This window comes from Sorangium sp. So ce296 (assembly GCF_051529605.1).
In the GTDB taxonomy this organism is placed as follows: domain Bacteria; phylum Myxococcota_A; class Polyangia; order Polyangiales; family Polyangiaceae; genus Sorangium; species Sorangium cellulosum_D.
Window position 1 is genome coordinate 8,071,863 of record NZ_CP150325.1, and the last position, 21,158, is coordinate 8,093,020.

Genomic DNA, 21,158 nt, shown 5'->3' on the forward strand with positions numbered 1-21,158 from the left:
GTCGAGGAAACGGGGGCATGCCTACCTTGCGTAAGGCGTCGATTCGTCTGAAGCTGTGGTCGCTCGCCGGCGTGCCCGTCGTCGGCGCCCTGCTGCTCGCGGCGATGATCGCGGGCGACGCGCGGCAGCAGGCCGCGAGGGCGGCGGCGATCGGCTCGATTGAGGACCTCGCGCAGCTCTCGTCGATCATGGCGCAGCCGCTGCACGCGCTCCAGAGGGAGCGGGCGTGGACCGCGCTGGTCGAGGGGCTGGAGATCCGGCCGCCGGACGCGCGGGACGCCGAGGCCGCGCGGGGCGCCGCGCGGCCGTTCCAGCGCGCCGTGGCGCTCGCGCGCGCGAGCGCCCAGCTCGAGACCGCGCGGGCGGCGACCGACGAGAGCCTCGCCCACCTCGACGCGTTCCTGGCCGAGCGCGATCTCTCCCGCCTGCCGTCCCGGCTCGCGCGCGACCTCGCCGACGCGCGCGCCCACGTCGGCGAGCTCGGCGCGTTCCGGCGCCAGGCCGACGCGAAGGCGGCGCCGCTCGACAGCGCCCTGAAGATCTTCGGCGGCATCAACGCGAGCCTGATCCGGGCCAACGCCGGGCTCTCCGAGCTGAGCGACGAGGGCGAGCTCCTGCGGAGGATCCAGTCGATCGTCGCCGTGCACGAGCTCGCCGAGCGCGCCAGCCGCCAGCACGCGCTGCTCGCCCACGCCTTCGCGTCGACGCAGTTCGAGCCGGGCGCCTTCAAGACGCTCGTGACGCTGATGACGGAGGAGCAGCTCTATCGCGAGATGTTCCTGGCCAACGCGTCGGAGCCGGCGCGGGCGCTCCACGACGCCGCCCGTGACGACCCGCGCGTGCGGCGCGCGGACGAGCTGCGCGCCGCGGCGATCGCGTCGACGGACGAGGAGCTGGCCATCGACCACGACGCGTGGTTCGACGCGCAGCAAGGGCGCCTCGACCGGCTCGCCGCGATCGAGCACGAGGCGATCGCGGGCATGCGGCGCGCCGCCTCCGACAAGGTCGCGGACACGCGGAGGACGGTGCTCAACGGCATCGCGGTCTCCGGGGTCGTGCTGCTCGTGTCGGGCGCGCTCGCGCTCGTGCTCGTGCGGGGGCTGTCCCGGTCGCTCGAGGTCCTCGGCGAGGCCGCGGCCCACGTCCGGCGGACGCGCGACTACACGACGCGCGCCCGCAAGACCGCCGACGACGAGTTCGGGGCGCTCACCGACGCCTTCAACGAGATGCTGGCGGGCATCCAGGCGCGCGACGAGGCCCTGGAGAGCCACCGGCAGAACCTCGAGGCCACCGTCGCCCAGCGGACGTGCGAGCTCGCGGAGCGCAACCGGGAGATGCGCCTCGTGCTCGACAACGTCGATCAGGCCCTCGTGACGATCCACCGCGACGGCACGATGGAGCCCGCGCGCTCCGCCGCCTTCGAGCGCCTCTTCGGCGTGCCGGCGCACGACGAGCACTTCGCCGAGCGCATCGCCGGCCACGACCCCCGGGCCCGCGCGCTGCTCACGATGGGGTGGGAGGCCGCGTGCGACGACTTCCTCCCGCTCGAGGTCGTCCTCGATCAGCTGCCGAAGGCCCTGCACCGCGAGGGCCGCCACCTCACGCTCGGCTTCAAGCCGATCCTGTCCCACGACGGCCAGTTCAGCGGCGCGCTGATGGTGATCACGGACGTCACGGCCACGATGGACTCCTTGCGGGAGGCCGAGCGGCAGCGCGAGCACGTCCAGGTGTTCGAGCGCGCCGTGAAGGACCGGCTCGGGCTCCTCGGGTTCGTGAGCGACACGAGCAAGCTCGTCGACGCGGTGAGCGCGCGGAGCATCGCCGACGTGGACCACGTGATGCGCCTCGTGCACACGATCAAGGGGAACGCCGGGCTCTGGGACGTGACGAGCGTGGCGAAGGTGGCGCACGAGATCGAGAGCTTCGTCGTCGAGGAGCGCTCGCTGCCGCCCGACGAGCAGATCGACGCGCTGAAGGACGCGTGGTCCGCGTTCGTCGCGCGGGTAGGCGGCCTGCTCGCCGGGGCGGCGCAGGCCTCGCGCGTCGACGTCGACGACGCGGAGGTCGAGGCCCTGCTCGCGATGGTGCAGGAGCGGCGCGACCACGCCGATCTCGAGCGGGCCATCGCGGCCCTCCGCGACGAGCGCACGGAGGTGCGGTTCAACCGGATGAAGGATCAGGCCGAGACGCTCGCGCGGAAGCTCGGCAAGCCGAGGCCCGACGTGCGCATCGACGCGGGCGGCGTCCGGCTCCCCGCGCCGCGCTTCGCCGCGATGTGGCAGGCGCTCGGGCACGTCGTGCGCAACGTGATGGACCACGGGATCGAGCGGCCGGAGGCGCGCGAGGCGGCCGGCAAGCCGCCGCGCGGCGCGCTCACGCTCCGCTCGCGCGCGACGGCGGACGAGGTCCTCATCGAGGTGGGCGACGACGGCGCCGGCATCGACTGGGAGCGCGTGCGCGAGAAGGCCGGGGCGGTCGGGCTGCCGAACGCTACGCGGCGGGATCTCGAGGCCGCGCTGTTCTCGCCCGGCTTCACCACCGCCGAGGAGGTCACGGACGTCTCCGGCCGCGGCGTCGGCCTCGGCGTCGCGCTCTACGAGTGCCGCCGGCTCGGCGGCCGGGTGGAGATCGAGACCGAGCGAGGGCAGGGGACGACCTTCCGCTTCCGGTTCCCCCGGGAGCTCGGGGACGCGGCCGGCGCGCCGCTGCCGCCGTCGAGCCGGCGCGGCGCGCCCCTCGCCGGCCCTCCGCGCGGATCGAGCGCGGGCCCCCCCGCCGGGCGCGAGCCGCCCGGATCGGGTGTCGCGATGAGCGCGTCGACCATGGACAGCGACAGATCGAGGAGAGCGCAATGAACTCGGAGAGCTGGCACCGCATCTATGACGAGCTCGCGGCGTCGTGCGTCCACCTGTTTCGCGACAACGGCGTCGAGCTGCGGCTCCTGGAGCACCAGGACTCCGAGGCGACGCCGGGCAACGCGGTGGTCTCGTTCATCGGCTTCACGGGCGATCACCTCCGCGGGAGCCTGACGATCGTCGCTCCCGTGGCGCTCATCACCCGCTGCCACCCGCTGCGAGGGCGGCGCCAGCTCGACGAGGACATGGTGTGCGACTGGGCGAGCGAGCTCGCGAACCAGCTCCTCGGGCGGGTGAAGAACCGGCTGCGCCACCTCGGGCTCATCATCGTGCTCTCGACGCCGAGCGCCGCGATCGGCGAGCACCTGCGCGCCCGGGAGGAGCAGAGCGAGGGCTTCCGGCGGCTCCTCTTCGACGCCGGGACCGACCGGCTCGCCGTGCTGTTCGACGCGATGGCCCCCGACACGGCGCTGGAGCTCGAGGAGGTCGACATGCCCGATCCGCAGCGCGAGGGGGAAGTGCTGCTGTTCTGAGCCGCGGACCGCGCGCGCCGAAGGAGATACGACAGATGGCCAAGAAAATTCTTCTCGTCGAGGATTCGAACACGGTCCGCCAGCAGGTCGGCATTCTCCTGTCCGGGGCGGGCTACAGCATCGTGGAGGCGGACAACGGCCGGGACGCGGTCGCGGCGGTCAACGCCCACAAGGGCGATCTGGCGATGATCATCGCCGACGTGAACATGCCCGTGATGAACGGCATCGAGATGCTGGAGAGCCTGCGGGACAAGGGCCTCGCGTCCGGCGTGCCGATCCTCATGCTCACGACCGAGGGGCAGCCCGAGCTCATCGACAAGGCCCGCAAGGCCGGCGCGAAGGGCTGGATCATCAAGCCGTTCAAGCCGGACCTCCTGCTCGCCGCGGTGAAGAAGCTCGCCGGCGAGCCCTGACGCGCCGGTCGCGCCGCCTGCGGCTTCCACGACCTGTTCCGCCGTTTCAACCCGTCTGTCGCTCTAGGCTAGCGCGGTTAGCTCCCCCCAACGACGCTGATGCAACAGCTTTATCCATGCATCGAAGGGGGGCAGGGGTCCACGAAGAGGCGCTCACCCGGGGCGCGCGACGCGGCACAGCCGGAAGCCGATCGTGGGGTCGCCGTGCAGATCCGGGGGACTGCCCATCCGGAACGAGACGCGCACCGCCCACGCGCAGTCGGCCCAGGAACCCCCGCGCAGGACGCGCTGCTTCGCGGCGGCCGGCCCGACCGGGGCGGCGCGCGGGCCCTCGGCATAATAGAGCGCGTCGTAGCCGTCGCCCGTCCACTCGCGGACGCCGCCGCTCATGCCGAACAGGCCATATCCGTTGGGCGGGAAGCTGCGCGGCGGGCGGAGCGAGAACTCCTCGAACCGATCGAAATCGCAGAGCGCCGGGGACGGCGGCGCGTCCCCCCAGGGGTACGGGCAGCCGACGAGGCCGCCGCGCGCGGCCTTCTCCCACTCGGCCTCGGTCGGCAAGCGATAGCTGACCTGCTCCTGTTCTGCGGAGAGCGAATCGCCGAGCGCCACCGCCTGATCCCACCGGACCGCGACCATGGGCTTCTGATCGTAGGTCCACGGGCGCGCCGGATCGCCGCGCGCGACCTCCCCGAACAGCTCGCGCGCCGTCATGACACGGCCGCCCGACCGCCACTCGGCGTCCGGCGCATGGGCATGCCAGTCGTGCGCGCGGACCGTCTCGCTCTCGCAGTACTGCCGGCGAATCTTGCCGTCGTTGTAGACCCGGAACGCGTCCGCGTCGATCTTGCCCTCCCTCGTCGGTTTCGACGGAGGCCCGCCGTCCGGCGGGGGCGGCCAGCCGATGAGCGCGTGGTACGCGGCCCAGGTGATCGGCACGTCGGTGATCCAGAACGCGCCGAGCTCCACCGGGTGCACGGGCCGCTCGTCGGGGTCGCCGTCGTCCGCGCCCATGAGGAATGGGCCCGCGGGCACGTAGCGGAACACGAGGCCGTGCTCCTCGATCTGGAGCCGATCGAGCAGGCGGGCGCGCGCCTCGGCGAGCGCCGGGTCCCCGGGCGCGAGGCCGAAGGCGGCGTCGCAGGCGGTGGCGGCCAGCTCGAGGCGCCCCTCCCCGGCGAGGCGCGCGGCGAGGCCGAGGAGCTCCGCGGCCGAGGGGAGCTCGCGGTCCGCGGACAGGAGCCAGGTCGGGTCGGGCGCGCTCACGCGAGCCTCCGCTGCGCGCGCAGCACGGTGAGCGGGTTGTGGCGCTGCGGCGCCGCCTCGTGCCGCGCGAGCCACGGATCGGGGGCGTTCACGTCGCCGGCCATGACGAGCGAGCGCGCGCGGCACCCGCCGCCGAAGGAGGCGGTGCCGGCGCCGTCGCCGGGGAGGCCGCGGATGGCGCGGAAGCGCTCGCTCTCGCGCCAGATGTGCTCGAAGGGGGCGCGGCGGAGGTTCTCGGCGACGAAGCCGGGGCCGAGGAAGCTGCACGGGTTCACGTCGCCGCCGACCGAGATGGAGCACACGGTGTTGCCAGCGCCGCAGCCCCAGTTGTCGTGCACGACGGCCCGCGTCTCGCCGCGGCTCCTCGGCGAGAAGGGGTCGATCGCGCGCGCGGCCGTGGCGCGGCCGTCGCCGGTCGCGCCGAGCGTCCAGAGGGCGCCCAGCGCGGCCTCGTAATCGTCGAACGAGGGCCACAGCTCGGCGCGCGACCCGGCGGCGCCCACCGGGTAGAGCGGCCGGAACACAGCGGTGTGCGCGCCGGCGGCCGCGGCCAGCTCGGCGAACGCCGCCGCCTCGGACGCGTTATGGCGCATGATCGTGAACGCGAGCGAGAAGCGCGCGTGCTCGCGGAGCATGGCGACCTTCTCCAGCACGCGCGCGAACGTGCCTTCGCCGCGGACGGCGTCGTTCGTCGCGGCCGTGGCGCCGTCGAGGCTGACGTTGAGCCACACGAGCGAGCGCTCGCCGAGCTTCTTCGCGGTCTCCTCGGTGAGGAGGAGCGCGTTCGTGGTGAGGCACGGGTGCAGGCCGTGCGAGGTCGCGAGATCGAGGATGTCGAACAGATCCTTGCGGAGCAGCGGCTCGCCGCCGGTGAGGCCCAGCCGGAACGAGCCGAGGCGCGCGAGCGAGGCGAACAGCGTGTCCAGCTCGGCGAGGGTGAGCGGCGGCTCCCGGCGCGGGAGCTCGCCCGCGAAGCAGTGCGCGCAGGCGAGGTTGCACGCGGCGACGACCTCGAGGTGCACGGCCAGCGGCCCGGTGAGGTGATCGGCGGGCGGCGTCACGTCGAGCGCGACGCCGTCGAAGAGGAGGTCGTGCGTGAAGAAGGCCCGCTCGTAGAAGGCGGAGGCGAACGCGGCGAGCGCGCCGCGGCGCTCGGGCGGCGCGGCGTCGACGATCGCGCCGATCGGGGTCGCGCGGGCGCGGAGCAGGATGTCCGTGGTCTCGTGATCGAACGGCAGGTAACGCGACGTGCGGCGGTCGAAGACGGTCGACCCGAAGTGCTGCGGGACGAGGACGAGCGGCGGGCGCGCGGTCACGGCGCGCCCCCGAGGTCGACGTCGAACGAGCACCGGGCCCAGAGGTCGCCTTGCGCGTCCGGCAGCCCGACGGCGCGCGCTCCACGGCTCATGAGGTCGTTGAAGTGCCAGCCGGCGCTGCCCTGCGCGGGCGCGAGCGCGCGCCAGCCGCGCTCGTCGAAGCCGGGCAGCTTCCACGCGTCGCCGCCGGGGTCGCGGGTGGTCCCGACGATCGCCGCGCCGGCGCCCGAGCGGACGTCGAGCGTGCGCCCGATCGACCTGTCGCGCCGGGGCTCGAGCGGGGCGCGGGTGTCGGCCTCGTCGCTGTAGCGCAGGGAGAGCGCGAGCCGGGCGGGCGCGTCGTCCGCGGCTCGGATGGCGACCGCGAGGACGTGCGCGCCCGGGCGGGCCTGGATCCGGCTCGATCGCACGGGCGCGCCGTCGAAGAAGACCTCCGCCTTGCCCGCCGTCCAGAGGCGCAGCGTCAGCGGCAGCGCCTCCTGCGGATCGATCCAGCGAAGGATCCCGCCGCCGCACCCCGCCGGGACCTCGCAGCTCGAGTAGTCCTCGAGCACGAGGCGCTCCGACGATTTCTCGTAACGCGCGAGGTCGTTGACGACGAGGTCTCGCTTCTTGGCCATGCGCCGAGGATAGCGTGCCTGGGCGCCTCGGCGGCGTCCGTTCGCAGGTCTATCCGCCGTGGGCTTCAGCGGAGAGGCGGATGATCTCCCTGGCGACGGCGAGCGCGTGGTCCGTCGCCTTGAACGCGAGCCTCAGCGCGGCGTCGAGCTCCTCCTGGTTCTCGAAGATGTGCTGGAGCCGCCCGCTCATCCGCTCCATCTCCTCGTCGGAGAAGCGCAGGCTCAGCTCCTCGTGCAGCTTGCCGAGCTCCACCCCCGAGTCGAAGGTGAGGCACGGTCGCGAGCTCGACTCGTCCTGTCCGAGCGCCCTCGCGAGCGCCAGCTTCGCGCCCGCCAGCGCGTCCTCGATCTCGCGCGCGAAGCCGCCCGCCATCCGCTTTTCGGCGACCTCGCGCTCCAGCCGGATCACCTTCGCCTGCGCCTCCTCCAGCGCTGCCGTGCGCTCCCGGACCTTCTCCTCCAGCGCGCCGTACAGTGGGCTGTCCTCGATCGAGGTGGCGCCGGGCTCGGGGTTCATCGTCCGGCGCGGAGGCCTCGCCGTCTCCGCCGCGGGCCCCCGCGGCGTGAGCTCCGCGTACGTCTCATGGAGCTGCGCGACCTTGGCCTCCGCGCCCCACCGCGCGTAGCCGTGGACGGCGTCGGCCATGTACATGCGCGCGATCTTCGTCCGCCCCTTCGCCAGGTGGAACCGCGCGGCGAGCTCGTTCGAGAGCGCCTCGTGGTGCAGGAACTCGCTCTCCTGAGCGGCCCTGATCGCCTCCTCGTAGAGATCCGTCGCCGCAGCGTCGTCCCCCGAGACGCGCGCGCGCTCGGCGGAGATCAGGAGATGCTTGTGGCGGAAGTTCTCCGGGCAGCTCTCCGCCCACGCCGCGACGTCGGCCGCGTGGCGCGCGATCTCGCTCGCGTAGCGCGCCTGCTCGGCGCCCGGCGCCTTCGGGCAGAGCGCCAGCAGGATGAGGCTCGCGTAGAACGGGACCTCGGTCGACATCCACATGTTCGCCAGGTGCGGGCGCAGCGGCTCCGCCAGGGCGATGAGCGCGCGGGCGCGCTCGTGGTCGCCGTAGAGGAACGCGAGCTGCGCTCTCTGGATATGATAGAACGCCGCCATGAACTCGTGGTTCGGCGCGCCCAGCGTCGCGCTGAACTCGTCCTCGTCGAAGACGCCGTCGCTCAGGGTGTGGTGACCCAGCGTGCAGCCTCGCAGGTTCGCGATCATCTGCTTCGACGAGGTCACGATGAGGCCCGACATCACGTCTCTCGTCCGCTGCAAGAACGGGAGGAACCGCTCGATCTCCTCGGACACCGCGCCGAGGGCGACGCCGTGGCTCAGCCGGCTCGTGACCCCGTGGAGGAGGGAGTAGCTGGCGAACTGGAAGTCCCCCGTTTCGCGCCCGTCCCGGTGCGCCTGCGCCAGGTACGCGAACGACCGCCGGAGCGGCTCCCGATAGGGCGAGATGAACACCGCGAAGCTCGACTTCACCTTGGACGACATCACGGCGCAGCCCATCTTCTCGTCGAGATCCATCGCGAGCCTGCCGAACTCGTAGGCTTCCGCGTACCGGCCCTGCTCGATCAGGACGATCGCGTAGATCAGATATCCCCAGGCGGAGACCTCCGCGTGGCCGTGCTTGAGCGAGATGTTGGCGTGCTTGACGCACACGAGGGCGTGGAGGGACGGCTCCGCGCCGAGGATGGCGGCGCTCACGTTCGTGAGGATCGTCAGCGCGGCCTTGTGCTCGGGGCTCTTGAGCTCCGGGGCGTCGAACAGCTCGGTGATCTGGCGGCTCGCCAGGTTGCGCGGCACCTCGGCGAGCTCCGCCGCGAGGGCCGCCCGGATCCGGTCTTCGCGCTCGGGCAGCTCGATCCCGAGCAGGGCGAGCGCCGTGCGCGCGCAGCGCACGGACTCGTCGAACCTCGCGACGGTGTTGAAGAGCAAGATGCGCCGGGCGTAGACGTGCGCGCGATCGAGGTCGGTCCTGGCGCGGGTCAGGGAGACGTTGAACAGCGGTTCGGCCTCCGCCGAGCGGCCGCTCAGGAACCCGCAGTCGGCGCCCTCGAGGTGGAGCGCGAACGCGAGCTCGTAGTCCTGCTCCCACCCCTCCTCGTCGACGAGCGACACGCCGGCGCCGAAGTAGCCGGCGGCCACGTCGTAGGCGGCCGACGCCTTCGCCTTCATGCCGGCGGCGAGGTTCAGGCGCGCGAGGATGGTCCGCTCGTCCGGCGAGGCGATCCGCGAGGCGCCGAGGTTCAGGTGGTTCACCGTGTCGAACAGGTGCTCGTCCCGCTCGCCGAGCTCCCGCCGCGCGAGCATGAGGCGCCCGATCCGGAGGTGCAGGTCCTGCTTGCGGTCCTCGTCGACGAGCGAGTAGGCCGCCTGCTGCACGCGATCGTGCAAGAACCGGTAAGAGGCGTCGATGTCCCCGGCCGGCAGCCCGCCCTCGCCGCCGTGGTCGGGCGCGGCGCGGACGTACCGGTGCTCGGCGTCCGCAGGCAGGACGACGCCCTCCCGGAGCGCCTCCCGGAGATCGGCGGCGGTGGCCTCGGGCGGCCGCTCGTCGACCAGCGCGAGCGTGCCGAGGTCGAACTTGTGGCCGATGCACGCGGCGAGCGTGAGGACCCGCTGCGCGCTCGGCGAGAGACGCCGCAGCTTCTTCGCCATGAAATCGACCACGTTGTCCGTGATCCCCGCCCTCCGGATGCGATCGAGATCCCAGGAGAACGCGCCGGACTGCGGATCGAAGGCGATCAGGCGGTCCTTGTAGAGCGAGACGAGGAACTGATTGATGAAGAAGGGGTTCCCCTGGGTCTTGTCGAGGACGAGCGTCGCCAGCGCGGCGGACCGCTCCGGGCCGCAGCCGAGCGCGTCGGCGAGGAGCTGATTGACGTCCGCGGGGCGCAGCGGATCGAGGGTGATCTCGACCATGCTCGCCCCCGCCTTCCGGAGCTCCGCCCGAGCCGCGGAGAGCGGGTGTCCCGCGTCGACCTCGTCGTCGCGGTAGGCGCCGATCACGAGCAGGTGGCCGCGCTCCGGATCCGACAGGAGCAGCGTGAGGAGCCGGAGCGAGGCGAGATCCGCCCACTGCAGATCGTCGAGGAAGAGGACCAGCGGGTGCTCCGCCGTGGCGAAGACGCGCAGGAAGCTCTGAAATACAAGGTCGAGCCGGTTCTGGGACTCGGCCGCCCCGAGCTCGGGCACGGGCGGCTGGGGGCCGATGATGAGCTCCAGCTCCGGCAGCAGGTCGACGAGGACCTGGCCGCTCTGGCCGAGGGCGGTCGCGAGCTTGCGCCGCAGGCGCGAGAGCGCCTCGCCGCGCTCGGTGAGCAGGTGCCGCGCGAGCTCCCGCAACGCCTGCGCCAGCGAGGCGTACGGGACGCTCCGGTTGAACTGGTCGAACTTGCCCGAGATGAAGCGCGCGCCGTGCCCGGCGATCGCCCGGTGCAGCTCGCTCGCCACCGCCGACTTGCCGATGCCGGCGTGACCGGAGATCAGCGCGAGCTCGGCGGCGCCCCGGCTCGCCCGCTCCCACGCCGCGAGCAGCGCCGCGATCTCCGCGTCTCGGCCATAGAGCTTCTGCGGGATGGGCAGCCCGTGACCGCGATCGTCGTCACTGCCCATCATCGTTGAATAACACCCGCGCACCACGTGGGTAAATGGCTTCCACGCGGGACTGTGATGCGCCCAACGCCGGTTTGCTGCGCGGCGCGGGAGCGCTCCGCGGGATCGCCCCTCGAGGCCGGAGGGTGATCGCGCGGATCGCCTCGCGCTGGCGAGGGGCGATCCCGCGGATCGCCCCCGGGCCCGCCGGATCTCGGCGACGCCCGGTGGAGCCTCGGCGGCCTGGCCGTGCGCGCCCGCGGCCTGGCCGCGCGCGCCCGCGCCGCCGGCGTGGAACGTCGCGTGCACTGGCGCCTCGACCAGCGGTCGCGCCGGCATCCAGGGCGCATCGCAACCACGAGGAGGGCATCATGGCTCGCAAGATCGCGGTGGGGGGTCTGTCGCTGGCGCTGGGGTGGATCGTGCTGCTGGGCGGGTGTCTCGTCGCCGACGACGAGGCGGCGCGGACCGAGGCCAGCGCCGAGGACGCGGACGCGCTGCTCGTGTCCAGCGTCACCGAGGGGGACTACGTCATCCGCTCGGTCGCCACGAACAAGTGCCTCGACGTGCCCGGGGCCAGCACCGCCGACGGCACGCGGATGCAGCAGTGGACCTGCAACGGGACGAACGCGCAGAAATTCCACATCTCCCCGACGACCGACGGCTACTGGAAGATCGTCAACGTGGGCAGCAACAAGGCCCTCGACGTGCGCGACGTGAGCACCGCGCCGAACGCGGTCATCCACCAGTGGACCTATGTCGGCGGCGCCAACCAGCAGTGGAAGCTCGTGAATCGCGGGGGCAACCAGTTCAGCATCCACGCGCGCCACACCGATCAGGTCGTCGACCTCGCGTGGGGCAACGCCGCCGACGGGACGGATATCCTCCAGTATCCCTACGGCGGCACCACCAACCAGCGCTGGACGCTCGACAAGGTGAGCGGCGGCTCCTCCACCGGCTCCGGCGCCCGCACCCTCACGATCGTCAACAACTGCTCGGCGCCGATCTGGGTCGCCCACTCGACCAACGTGCAGGGCCCGCAGAACGTCAAGCTCACCCGGGGCGCCGCGTACACCTACGACGTGCCCGACGGCGGCATCAGCGCGACGCGCTTCTGGCCGAAGACCGGCTGTGACGACGGCGGCCGCAACTGCACCACGGGCGACAGCGTCGCCCCTTGTCCGGCGGGCGGCTGTCAGCCGCCGATCGAGTCGAAGTTCGAGGCCACCTTCGCGCCCAGGGGCAGCGCGGACCAGACCTGGTACAACCTCAGCCAGGTGGACGGCTACACGCTGCCCTTCAAGGTCGTCCCCAAGGGCGCCGGCGCCGAGCAGGGCAGCTGCATCACCTCGGACTGCTCCGGGCTGTCGCTCTCGCTCTGCCCCGGCGACGAGGATCTCGGCAACGGCCAGTTTCCCGGATACGCGCACCAGGACCTCCGGGTGCGCGACAGAAACGGCGTCGTGGTCGGCTGCATGGCCCCGTGCAAGAAGTGGAATTACCCGGCGCCCTGGGGCCTGGGTCAGCCGGAGAGCGCCGATCCCGGGCTCCACCTCTGCTGCCCGACGCCCATCGATCCGGCCACGGGCCAGTGCACCGCCGAGCGAGGGTGCATGACGTCGGACGCGTGCCGGAACACCGCGGATCCGCGGAGCGTGGAGCACACGGACTACGTGATCCGGATGCACCAGATGTGCCCCACCGCGTACAGCTATGCTTACGACGACGCCGCCGGGCTCCACGCCTGCTCGTCGGAGACGAGCTTCGAGGTCACCTTCTGCCCGTGATCCGCGGCACGGAGCGCGTTCGGCGCGTCGATGCGGAGGGCGCGGAAGGCCAGCGCGACGCCGGAAGGCCCGGCGCGGGATCGCCGGTCGCTCACGTCGACGCGCAAGCGTGAAAATCGCGCGAAGCGGGGCTCGAAGGGCGGCCGCTCCGCGCGTCAGGGCCGCGCGGGCAATCGCCTGCTGATGAGGCGGTGCGCTCCTGGCCGCCCTCGGCCGTGACGTCTCCCGCGAGCGCCAGGCACAATGTTCCCGCCGGCGCGCTGGCACGGACGATGCTCGAAGACGAGGCTCGACGACGATGCTCAAAGAGGACGCGGTCCCGGCCACCTCGTCCGCGTGGGGCGGGGGACCGACGGGATACGCGTGCTCCACGAACCAGAGGGGTGCCCATGGTTGGTCCGCTCGAAGAGTCCACGAAGCCGCTACGCTTTGCGCCGGTCGACCTTCACACCGTGCGGGAGAACCGCGGCTGGTTCCTCGCGATCGGCGTGACCTCGATGGTGCTCGGGGTGCTCGCGTTCCTCCTGCCCTTCGTCGCCTCTCGGGTCGCCGCCATCGCGCTCGGCTGGTTGATCGTGGTCGCCGGCGTGGCCGAGGGCTGTCACGCCATCCAGAGCCGCGGCTGGGCCGGGGCCGGCTGGGAGCTCGTGAGCGCCCTGGTGCAGGTGGCGTTCGGCCTTCTCCTCGTGGCCTTCCCGATGACCGGCAAGCTCGCGCTGATGGTGCTCGCCTCGGCGTACTTCGCCGCCGAGGGCGCGCTCAAGCTCGTCCGCGCCTATCAGCACCGCGGGCTGCGGGGCTCGGGGTGGCTCGTGTTCGACGGCATCCTGGCGCTCGGGCTCGGGGTGCTGATCGTCACGGGCGGCGTCACCACCGCCGCGAGGGTGCTCGGCTTGCTCGTCGGAATCAGCCTCCTGACCGGCGGCACGTCGATGATCCTGATCGCGCTGGGCGGCGCTCGCGTGCTCCACACGCGAGCGTGAAGGAGGCGGCCTCCGCGCCGTGCAGAAGGGCACACCCGTTGCTTGGGGTGGGAAGCGCGAAGGCTAGGTCGGCAACCCGGACACACTCTTTGGCCATGTCGCAAGCAAGGAAGCTCATCAACGAACTCGCGGCAGGACGCTACGACGCCCGTCTGCGAGGAATACGGAAGGCGTGCGCCGTGCAGCTCAGCGACGACGAGCGCGTCGTCGTGGAGATCGCCGACGGGTCCTTCGGAATCGCGCCCGAGGGCGCGAGCGAGGACTGCCAGCTCTCCTGCTCGCTCGACGATTTCCTGCGGATCTTTCGCGGTGAGCAGAACCTGATCACGGCGATCATGCAGGGCCGCGTCGGCGTGCGAGGAGACCTGGGCGTCGCCCAGATGTTTCAGAGCGTCTTCTCCCCGGGGGACCAACAGACTCCAGGAACGACGCGCTGAGCCACCGTCGTCGGAGGGGACCCATGGAACGGCAAGTGAGCATTCTGGACGGCGGCACGTTCGTCGTCAGCGATCTGCGCGGCAACATCGAACACTCCGTCAGCCGGCCGCTCGGCCTCTTTCACCTCGATACGCGCTTTCTCTCCGAATGGATCCTGACGATCGACGGCGTCGTCCCCGCCGCGCTGTCCACCGACGACGTGCAGTACTTCCAGGCCCAGTTCTTCCTCGTCCCGAGGCCTGCGGCGATGTACGTCCAATCGACCCTCTCGATCGTCCGGAGCCGGTTTGCGGGCGATGGCTTCCACGAGGACCTCCTGCTCATGAACCACGGCAAGGATCCCGTCGACCTCGAGGTCCGCATCCAGGCCGCCGCCGATTTCGCCGACCTGTTCGAGGTCAAGGACATGCTCCCGAAGAAGGGCGAGCGCTATCACCGCATCGAAGACAATCGGCTCGTCCTCGGCTATCGACGCGAGCGCTTCGTGCGCGAGACGTGGATCTCCGCCTCGCAGCCCGCGCAGATCGATCCGAACGGCTTGACCTTTCGGGCGAGCATCGCGCCGCACGGCCGCTGGAGCACGTGCCTCGACGTCGTGGCGGCGATCGACGGCCTCGAGGAGCGGCACACCCGGGTGAAGTACGCCCATGGCGAGCGCCACGCGCGCCCGAACATCGGCATCAGCCTCGAGAGCTGGATGGACCACGCCCCACGGCTCGTCACCTCGAACGAGACGCTCGCCCGGACGTACGAACGGAGCCTCATCGACCTCGCCGCGCTGCGCTTCTTCTCCAAGCTGATGCCGGACGCCGCCATTCCGGCCGCTGGTCTACCGTGGTTCATGGCGGCCTTCGGCCGCGACAGCATCATCACGAGCCTGCAAGCGTTGCCGTTCGTCCCCGAGCTCTCGCGCTCCACGCTCCGCTATCTCGCGCGCCGCCAGGGCAGCCGCCGGGACGACTTCCGCGACGAGGAGCCGGGGAAGATCCTCCACGAGGTCCGCTGGGGCGAGCTGACCGCCTTCGAAGAGCGGCCGCACTCTCCCTACTTCGGCGCTGCCGACTCGACGCCGCTCTTCTTGATCCTGCTGGACGAGTACGAGCGCTGGACCGGCGACGCGGAGCTCGTCCTGTCGATGGAGCACACCGCGCGCGCCGCGCTTCGATGGATCGACCAGTGGGGCGACCGCGACGGCGACGGGTATGTCGAATACGACACGCGCAACCCCGAGACCGGCCTGGAGAACCAGTGCTGGAAAGACTCGTGGGACGCCATCGTCTTTCATGACGGATCGCTCGCGCCGCGGCCTCTCGCGTGTTGTGAGATCCAGGGCTACGTCTACGACGCGAAGGTGCGCTGCGCCCGGCTCGCGCGCGAGCTCTGGCGGGACGCCGATCTGGCGGCGCGCCTGGAGCGAGACGCGGCTGAGCTGAAACGTCGATTCAATCAGGACTTCTGGCTCGACGATCGCGGGTTCTTCGCGCTCGCGCTGGATGGCCGGAAGCGCCCGGTCGACTCCTTGACCTCGAACATCGGCCACCTGCTCTGGAGCGGTATCGTCGAAACATCGAAGGCCGAACGAGTGGTGGAGCACCTCCTCGGACCTCATCTGTTCAGCGGCTGGGGCGTGCGTACCCTGGCCGACGACGAGGGCGGGTACAATCCCATCGGATATCACGTGGGCACGGTCTGGCCGCACGACAACTCTCTGATCGCGCTCGGGCTCCGGCGTTACGGCTTCAGCGTGGAGGCCGGGCGTATCGCGACGGGCAACCTGGCCGCGGCGCCCTTCTTCCACTACCGCTTGCCGGAGGCGTTTGCCGGGTACCCACGAGAGCTCACCAAGTTCCCGGTCGAGTATCCGACCGCGTGCAGCCCCCAGGCCTGGGCCGCCGGGGCTCCCTTGCTCTTTCTGCGCGCCGTGCTCGGGCTGGAGCCGATGGGCAATCGCCTGTTCGTCGATCCGGCGGTCCCCGCCGAGCTCGGGGAGATCCGACTGCTCGACATCCCCGGGCGCTGGGGCAGGAGCGACGCCTTCGGTCGAGCGCGCCCGGAGTCGGGCCTCCGGGCGGCGTGAATCGCCATGGCGACGGCTGGCCCGTAGCCGTCGCCATGGATTCGCAGGATCCGTGCGGGTAGCGTCAGGCTGCGCTGCGCGCCTCGGCGGGGCGCTCCGGCGGCGCCATGAACTCTGGACCCACCGGGTCGCGCACGGCTCGGGTGAGCACGGCGTCGATGTGGGCGCGGGCTTCGTCGTCGAGGCTCCATCCCACCACATCGTTGATCGGCGCGAGCTCCTCCGGCCGTCGAGCTCCCCAGAGAGCCACCGAGACACCCGGGTGGTCGAGCACCCAGCGCACCGCGAGCGCGAGCACGCCCCGAGCGTAGCGGTCGCGCGCGAATCGATCGAGGTCCCTCACCGCGTCGAGGTACTGCGCGAAGCGTGGAGGTTGGAACTTCGGATCGGTCCTCCTGAGGTCGTCCCCCTGGAACGCGGTCTCTTCGTCGATCGCGCCGCTCAGGAGCCCGCGGCAGAGCGCGCCGTACGTGAGCGTGGCGATCCCGTTGTCGCGGCACCAAGGCAGGATGTCCCCTTCCGCCTGCCTCTCGAAGAGGTTCAGCGGCGGCTGCGCCGAGGCGATCGGCGCGACGGAGCGGAACCGTTGCATCGCGTCGATCGAGTAATTGGAGACGCCGATCGCGCGGATCTTGCCTTCACGCTGGAGATCGAGGAGGGCCTGGGCCGTCTCTTCGTAGGGCGTTTGCGGGTCCGGCCAGTGTACCTGATACAGGTCGATGTAGTCGGTGCGCAGACGCATGAGCGAGAGCTCGACCTCCTCCAGGATCTGCTTGCGCGTCCCGTTCCGGAAGAGCGCATCGCCCCGCCGCTCGAGGCCCACTTTGGTCGCGAGGACCACCCGCTCGCGCTGGCCCCGCTCGGCGATGGCCCGTCCGACGACCTCCTCGGAGTGCCCGAACCCGTAGGCCGGCGCGGTGTCGATCAGGTTGATCCCGAGGTCGAGCGCCGCGTGAATCGTGCGGACCGACGCGTCGTCGTCGGCACCCCCCCATTGAACCCCGCCCATGGCCCAGGTCCCCAGGCCGACCCGGCTCGCTGGAATCGGGACCTCACGAATGTTCGCTCGCTCCATGGTGCACCTCCTTCGTTTCTTCCGCTCGCCGCCGACGCAAGACGACCCGCGCGGGAGCCCTCCAATCCTCTCCCATCTCGTTTCACCTCCTCCCATCTCCTCCCATCTCGTTCCATCTCCTTCCATTTCCTTCAATGCATCCGCCACACCCGCCGGCGCCGGCGAGACGGCGGGCTCAAGCGGCCATGAGGTTCACGGGCGACATCGGCTCCTGTCCGGACAGGACCCGAACGACCTCGCTCGCCGCAAATCGTCGGACGAACTCGATCGACTCTTCCGAGTAGTAAGCTGCGTGGGGCGAGATGACGACGTTCTCGAGCGAGAAGAGCGGGCTCGTCGGACTCCAGTCCCGGCGCTTCGCCGGCTCCTCGGCGATATCGTCGAGCCCGGCCCCCGCGATCCATCCCTCCGCGAGCGCCCGGTACAGAGCGCCGTCGTCGATGATCGGACCACGGGCGGTGTTGACGAGGATCGCCGTCCGCTTCATGCGCCGGAGCTCGCGTTCTCCGATGAGACCACGGGTCCCGCGGGTCAGCGGCGCCTGGATGACGAGGTAGTCGGAGCGCTCCAGGAGCTCGTCGAAGGACACCGGGGCAGCGCCGGCGGCGCGGATCTCGTCCGTGTCGAGGAAGGGGTCGTGCGCTGTGACGCGCACACCGAAGCTCGCCATCCGCGCGGCGATGTTCCGGGCGATCGCGCCGAACGACAGGAGCCCCAGGGTCGCGCCCCGCATCCGGTGGATCGGCCGGCCATCCTGCCAGGACCAGGATCCACCGCGCGTGGCACGATCGTACGCGGGCAGCTTGCGGGCGAGCGTGAGCAAGAGCGCCACGGCGTGGTCAGCGACCTCGTCGGCGCACCAGTCGTTCGGCGCGTTCGTCACGCGGATCCCACGGCGGGTCGCTGCCGCGACGTCGACGGTGTCGACCCCGGTGCCGTACCGAGCGATGACCTGGCAGCGCCGGAGCCCCGAGATGGCTCGCCCCTTGACCTCGGCGTACTGCGTGAGCACGCCGACGGCGTCGCGCGCGACGGCCACGACGTCCTCTTCGGTCTTGCACTGTGCGGCGACCACCTCGAAGCCGGCCGGCTCCACGAGAGAGCGCTCGATGTCGACGTCGCCGAAATCGTAGTCCAGCACGACGACCTGCCCCGTCCGTTCCACGCTCATGGTCCTTACCTCCGTTCCCGTGCCGTTCAGTGTGAGTGACGAGGCAGCCCGTGAAGCTGAACGAGGTGCTGGTACCGAACGGCCGGCTCGAAGCAGGCGCCGGTGGACAGGGGACCGACCGCGTTCCGGTAGATCTCCTGCCATGGCGTCTGGCTCTCGAGCTCCGGCAGCTTCAGGGACTTGCGGCGCTGCTCGATCTCCTCGTCGGAGAGCAACACGTCCACGCGACGCCGGCGCAGATCGACCTGGATGCGATCCCCCGTCCGGATCAGCGCGAGGCCGCCGCCCACCGCGGACTCGGGCGACGCGTTCAGGATCGAGGGGCAGTCCGAGGTGCCGCTCTGGCGGCCATCGCCGAGCGTCGGCAGCGTCGTCCCCTCCCGAACCAGCGCGTCGGGCGGCTGCATGTTCACGACCTCCGCGGAGCCCGGATAACCGACGGGCCCCGTGTTGCGCATGACGAGGATGCAGCTCTCGTCGATGCCGAGCGACGGATCGTTGATGCGAGCGTGGTAATCCTCCGGCCCCTCGAAGACGACGGCCCGCGCCACGAAGACGTCGGGATGCGCGGGGTCCGAGAGGTAGCGGTTGCGGAAGCTCTCTCCTATGACGCAGCTCTTCATGACGGCCGAGTCGAAGAGGTTCCCGCTCATGACGAGCAGGCCGGCGGCGCGGCGCAGCGGATCTTCGTACGGTCGGATCACGTCGCGGTTGGCGGCGACGGCGCTCGCCACGTTCTCACCCACGGTTCGTCCGGACACCGTGAGCGCATCCCCGTGGAGACGGCCCGCGCGGAGCAGCTCGTTCATGACGGCGGGCGCGCCCCCCGCGCGATAGAAATCCTCTCCCAGGAATCGCCCGGCGGGCTGGCAGTCGACGAGCAAGTGGACGTCCTGCCCGACCCTCTGCCAATCGTCGTTGGTCAAGTCGACCCCGACGTGGCGCGCGATGGCGTTCATGTGGATGGGGCAGTTGGTCGACGCGCCGATCGCCGAAGCGACGGCGATCGCGTTCTCGAACGCCGCCTTGGTCATGATCGCGCTCGGCGTCAGGTCCTCGTGCACCATCTCCACGATCCGGCGCCCGGTCGCGTATGCCATCTGCGCCCGCTCCCGATAGGGCGCCGGGATCGCCGCGCATCCGGGCAGCGACATCCCGACGGCCTCGGCGAGGACGTTCATCGACAAGGCCGTTCCCATGGTGTTGCAGTGTCCCGCGCTGGGCGCCGCCGCGGCGACCATGTCCATGAACTCCGCGTAGTCGATGCTGCCGGCCGCCAGGAGCCGGCGAGCCTCCCAGATCACGAGCCCCGAGCCGGCGAGCCTTCCCCGGTAATATCCGTTCAACATCGGCCCGCCCGAGAGCACGATCGCCGGCAGGTCGACCGTCGCCGCCGCCATCAGGCAGGACGGCGTGGTCTTGTCGCAGCCCGTCATGAGGACGACGCCGTCGATCGCGTATCCGAAGAGCACCTCCACCAACCCGATGTACGCGAGGTTCCGGTCGAGGCCAGCGGTGGGCCTCTTGCCTGTCTCCTGGAGAGGGTGCGCCGGGAATTCCAGCGGGATCCCGCCGGCGTCGCGCACGCCCTCCTTGACTCGGACGGCGAGGCTCAGATGATGGCGGTTGCATGGCACGAGGTCGCTCCCCGTCTGGGCGATCCCGATGACGGGGCGGCCGGATTGGAGCTCTCCGCGGGTCAGCCCGAAGTTCAGGTAGCGCTCGAGGTACAGCGCCGTCATATCCGGATTTGTCGCGTCGTCCCACCACGCTTGGCTCCGCAGCCTTCGCTTCTGGTTCATCGTTCACCTTTCTGGACCGGGGGGCGCTACGGCCTACCCAGCAGCCCGAAGCCCTTCGTCGCGCATCGCCGTTCCGGCCGCTGCGATGTGGATCACCGTCTTCGCTCCGCCCCCCGCTGCTCGCAGCGAGGCCGGCGCCTCGTCGAGCGCGATCCGCCGCGCGATCACCCGGCGCGCGGCGTCGGGGAACAGGAGCAGGAACTGCTCGAGCATCCGGACGGCTGCCTCGTACGACTTGCGTCCGGCGTTCACGGTCCCGAACATCAGCTGGTTCTGGAGGACGAAATCGCGCATCAGACCGGATGCGTCGAAGTCGATCGCGGGCCGCGGCGCAGGGATGCCGGTGAGGATGAACGCGCCGTTCGCCGCCAGCGCGGGGAGGGTCTTGAACGCGAACTCCGGCACGCCGACCGCTTCGATGATCACGTCGAACCGCCCGAGGCGCCTCACCAGCCCCGGCACGTCGGTGGCCTCGCTCGATACGTAGTCGGCGCCGATGCTGCGCACCAAGCGCGCCCGATCGCCGTCCTTCGGCTCCCTTGAATACACGACCGCCCGCGCTCCGTTCGCGACCAGCCCCATCGCCGTGAGCACGCCGATCGGTCCGGCGCCGAGGACCAGGCCCCGCGCCCCGCCGTCCTCCCATGGCAGGCGCGTCAGGGTGGCGTCGAGCTGGGCGAACGCCTTGGCCACGACGCTCAGCGGCTCGACGAGGACGCCGAGCTCGCCGACCGCCGGAGGGACGGGGACGAGGTAACGCTCATCCTCGACGAAGAGCTCGGTCATGAAGCCGTCCGCTCCGCAGATGCCGCGCTCGATGAACTCGCCCGTCGCGCAGAAGTCCTGGTGCCCGACGCGGCAGGCCGGGCACTCGATTCTGGTACAGGCCCGACGCACGGTCGGCACCACGAGATCTCCGGGACGAAGGCGAACCACGCCGTCACCCGTCTGCACGACCTCGGCGAGAGCCTCGTGTCCCAGCACGAGCCGGTCCGTCCCTGCCGGGGCGGACCCGTAGGTGAACGCGGCAATCTCCCGGTCGGTTCCGCACACTCCGACTGCGAGGGTGCGGAGCAGCGCGTGCCCGTACGGAAGCCGCCGAGCGTCCGGCTGGTCTTCCTCTTCCACGAGACACACCACCCTCTCGGCCATCAAGGCAGCGACCGACTTCACGCGTCCCCCCTTCCTGCGAGCCGTGCCCGCTCGTCGTCGTGCGTGCCAGGCAGC

15 protein-coding genes are annotated in these 21,158 nt (G+C 71.2%); 7 read left to right on the forward strand and 8 right to left on the reverse strand.

The window, feature by feature from the left end; all coding sequences use genetic code 11:
- Positions 1–17 precede the first annotated feature (17 nt).
- From WME98_RS29855 to WME98_RS29865, 3 genes are read left to right on the forward strand one after another with little or no spacing between them, the layout of a single operon-like run.
- Positions 18–2,855, forward strand: a complete 2,838-nt coding sequence (locus tag WME98_RS29855) for a nitrate- and nitrite sensing domain-containing protein (RefSeq protein ID WP_437945131.1) — start codon at positions 18–20, stop codon at positions 2,853–2,855.
- The gene (locus tag WME98_RS29860) at positions 2,852–3,388 is read left to right on the forward strand and encodes a chemotaxis protein CheX (protein ID WP_437945132.1); all 537 of its coding nucleotides are present in this window, start codon (positions 2,852–2,854) and stop codon (positions 3,386–3,388) included. Before WME98_RS29855 ends, WME98_RS29860 begins: the two co-directional genes overlap by 4 nt.
- Before the next feature lie 35 nt (positions 3,389–3,423).
- Entirely contained in the window at positions 3,424–3,801 is a 378-nt protein-coding gene (locus tag WME98_RS29865; RefSeq protein WP_061621796.1) for a response regulator, read from the forward strand.
- Positions 3,802–3,954: 153 nt separating this feature from the next.
- Here WME98_RS29865 and WME98_RS29870 read toward each other — a convergent pair whose 3' ends face one another.
- From WME98_RS29870 to WME98_RS29885, 4 genes are read right to left on the reverse strand one after another with little or no spacing between them, the layout of a single operon-like run.
- On the reverse strand, positions 3,955–5,067 hold the full coding sequence (locus WME98_RS29870) for a formylglycine-generating enzyme family protein (RefSeq protein WP_437945133.1): 1,113 nt from the start codon (positions 5,065–5,067) through the stop codon (positions 3,955–3,957).
- Positions 5,064–6,383, reverse strand: coding sequence for a radical SAM/SPASM domain-containing protein (locus tag WME98_RS29875; protein ID WP_437945134.1), 1,320 nt, complete (start codon positions 6,381–6,383; stop codon positions 5,064–5,066). The genes WME98_RS29870 and WME98_RS29875 overlap by 4 nt, the downstream gene beginning before the upstream one ends.
- The gene (locus WME98_RS29880; protein ID WP_437945135.1) at positions 6,380–7,003 is read right to left on the reverse strand and encodes a hypothetical protein; all 624 of its coding nucleotides are present in this window, start codon (positions 7,001–7,003) and stop codon (positions 6,380–6,382) included. The genes WME98_RS29875 and WME98_RS29880 overlap by 4 nt, the downstream gene beginning before the upstream one ends.
- 49 nt (positions 7,004–7,052) lie before the next feature.
- The gene (locus WME98_RS29885) at positions 7,053–10,622 is read right to left on the reverse strand and encodes an ATP-binding protein (RefSeq protein WP_437945136.1); all 3,570 of its coding nucleotides are present in this window, start codon (positions 10,620–10,622) and stop codon (positions 7,053–7,055) included.
- A gap of 347 nt (positions 10,623–10,969) precedes the next feature.
- Here WME98_RS29885 and WME98_RS29890 point away from each other — a divergent pair, with 347 nt between their 5' ends.
- From WME98_RS29890 to WME98_RS29905, 4 genes are all read left to right on the forward strand, one after another.
- Positions 10,970–12,385, forward strand: coding sequence for an RICIN domain-containing protein (locus WME98_RS29890; RefSeq protein ID WP_437945137.1), 1,416 nt, complete (start codon positions 10,970–10,972; stop codon positions 12,383–12,385).
- Positions 12,386–12,774: 389 nt separating this feature from the next.
- Positions 12,775–13,368 carry an HdeD family acid-resistance protein gene (locus WME98_RS29895; RefSeq protein ID WP_061629372.1) on the forward strand — a complete coding sequence of 198 codons (594 nt, stop codon included), beginning with the start codon at positions 12,775–12,777 and terminating at the stop codon, positions 13,366–13,368.
- A 179-nt stretch (positions 13,369–13,547) separates the two neighbouring features.
- Positions 13,548–13,805, forward strand: coding sequence for an SCP2 sterol-binding domain-containing protein (locus WME98_RS29900; protein ID WP_437945138.1), 258 nt, complete (start codon positions 13,548–13,550; stop codon positions 13,803–13,805).
- A 23-nt stretch (positions 13,806–13,828) separates the two neighbouring features.
- Positions 13,829–15,883 carry an amylo-alpha-1,6-glucosidase gene (locus tag WME98_RS29905; protein WP_437945139.1) on the forward strand — a complete coding sequence of 685 codons (2,055 nt, stop codon included), beginning with the start codon at positions 13,829–13,831 and terminating at the stop codon, positions 15,881–15,883.
- A 64-nt stretch (positions 15,884–15,947) separates the two neighbouring features.
- On the opposite strand, the gene WME98_RS29910 is transcribed toward WME98_RS29905, so the two are convergent.
- The 4 genes from WME98_RS29910 to WME98_RS29925 all read right to left on the reverse strand — a co-directional run bounded on the left by WME98_RS29910 (position 15,948) and on the right by WME98_RS29925 (position 21,104).
- On the reverse strand, positions 15,948–16,958 hold the full coding sequence (locus tag WME98_RS29910) for an aldo/keto reductase (protein ID WP_437945140.1): 1,011 nt from the start codon (positions 16,956–16,958) through the stop codon (positions 15,948–15,950).
- Between the two features lie 175 nt (positions 16,959–17,133).
- Positions 17,134–18,129: a C-terminal binding protein gene (locus tag WME98_RS29915; protein WP_437336248.1), complete on the reverse strand. Its 996-nt coding sequence runs from the start codon at positions 18,127–18,129 to the stop codon at positions 17,134–17,136.
- Between the two features lie 26 nt (positions 18,130–18,155).
- Positions 18,156–19,931 carry an IlvD/Edd family dehydratase gene (locus WME98_RS29920; protein ID WP_437945141.1) on the reverse strand — a complete coding sequence of 592 codons (1,776 nt, stop codon included), beginning with the start codon at positions 19,929–19,931 and terminating at the stop codon, positions 18,156–18,158.
- Between the two features lie 33 nt (positions 19,932–19,964).
- Positions 19,965–21,104 (reverse strand): glucose 1-dehydrogenase, encoded by a 1,140-nt coding sequence (locus tag WME98_RS29925; RefSeq protein WP_437945142.1) that lies wholly within the window; start codon positions 21,102–21,104, stop codon positions 19,965–19,967.
- Between the last annotated feature and the right edge of the window lie 54 nt (positions 21,105–21,158).

What these genes read in the sequence shown, in the direction of transcription:
- WME98_RS29855 (WP_437945131.1), top strand. Translation starts at nt 18, where the DNA reads ATGCCTACCTTGCGTAAGGCGTCGATTCGTCTGAAGCTGTGGTCGCTC.
- WME98_RS29860 (WP_437945132.1), top strand. Translation starts at nt 2,852, where the DNA reads ATGAACTCGGAGAGCTGGCACCGCATCTATGACGAGCTCGCGGCGTCG.
- WME98_RS29865 (WP_061621796.1), top strand. Translation starts at nt 3,424, where the DNA reads ATGGCCAAGAAAATTCTTCTCGTCGAGGATTCGAACACGGTCCGCCAG.
- WME98_RS29880 (WP_437945135.1), bottom strand. Translation starts at nt 7,003, where the DNA reads ATGGCCAAGAAGCGAGACCTCGTCGTCAACGACCTCGCGCGTTACGAG.
- WME98_RS29885 (WP_437945136.1), bottom strand. Translation starts at nt 10,622, where the DNA reads ATGATGGGCAGTGACGACGATCGCGGTCACGGGCTGCCCATCCCGCAG.
- WME98_RS29890 (WP_437945137.1), top strand. Translation starts at nt 10,970, where the DNA reads ATGGCTCGCAAGATCGCGGTGGGGGGTCTGTCGCTGGCGCTGGGGTGG.
- WME98_RS29895 (WP_061629372.1), top strand. Translation starts at nt 12,775, where the DNA reads ATGGTTGGTCCGCTCGAAGAGTCCACGAAGCCGCTACGCTTTGCGCCG.
- WME98_RS29905 (WP_437945139.1), top strand. Translation starts at nt 13,829, where the DNA reads ATGGAACGGCAAGTGAGCATTCTGGACGGCGGCACGTTCGTCGTCAGC.
- WME98_RS29910 (WP_437945140.1), bottom strand. Translation starts at nt 16,958, where the DNA reads ATGGAGCGAGCGAACATTCGTGAGGTCCCGATTCCAGCGAGCCGGGTC.
- WME98_RS29915 (WP_437336248.1), bottom strand. Translation starts at nt 18,129, where the DNA reads ATGAGCGTGGAACGGACGGGGCAGGTCGTCGTGCTGGACTACGATTTC.
- WME98_RS29920 (WP_437945141.1), bottom strand. Translation starts at nt 19,931, where the DNA reads ATGAACCAGAAGCGAAGGCTGCGGAGCCAAGCGTGGTGGGACGACGCG.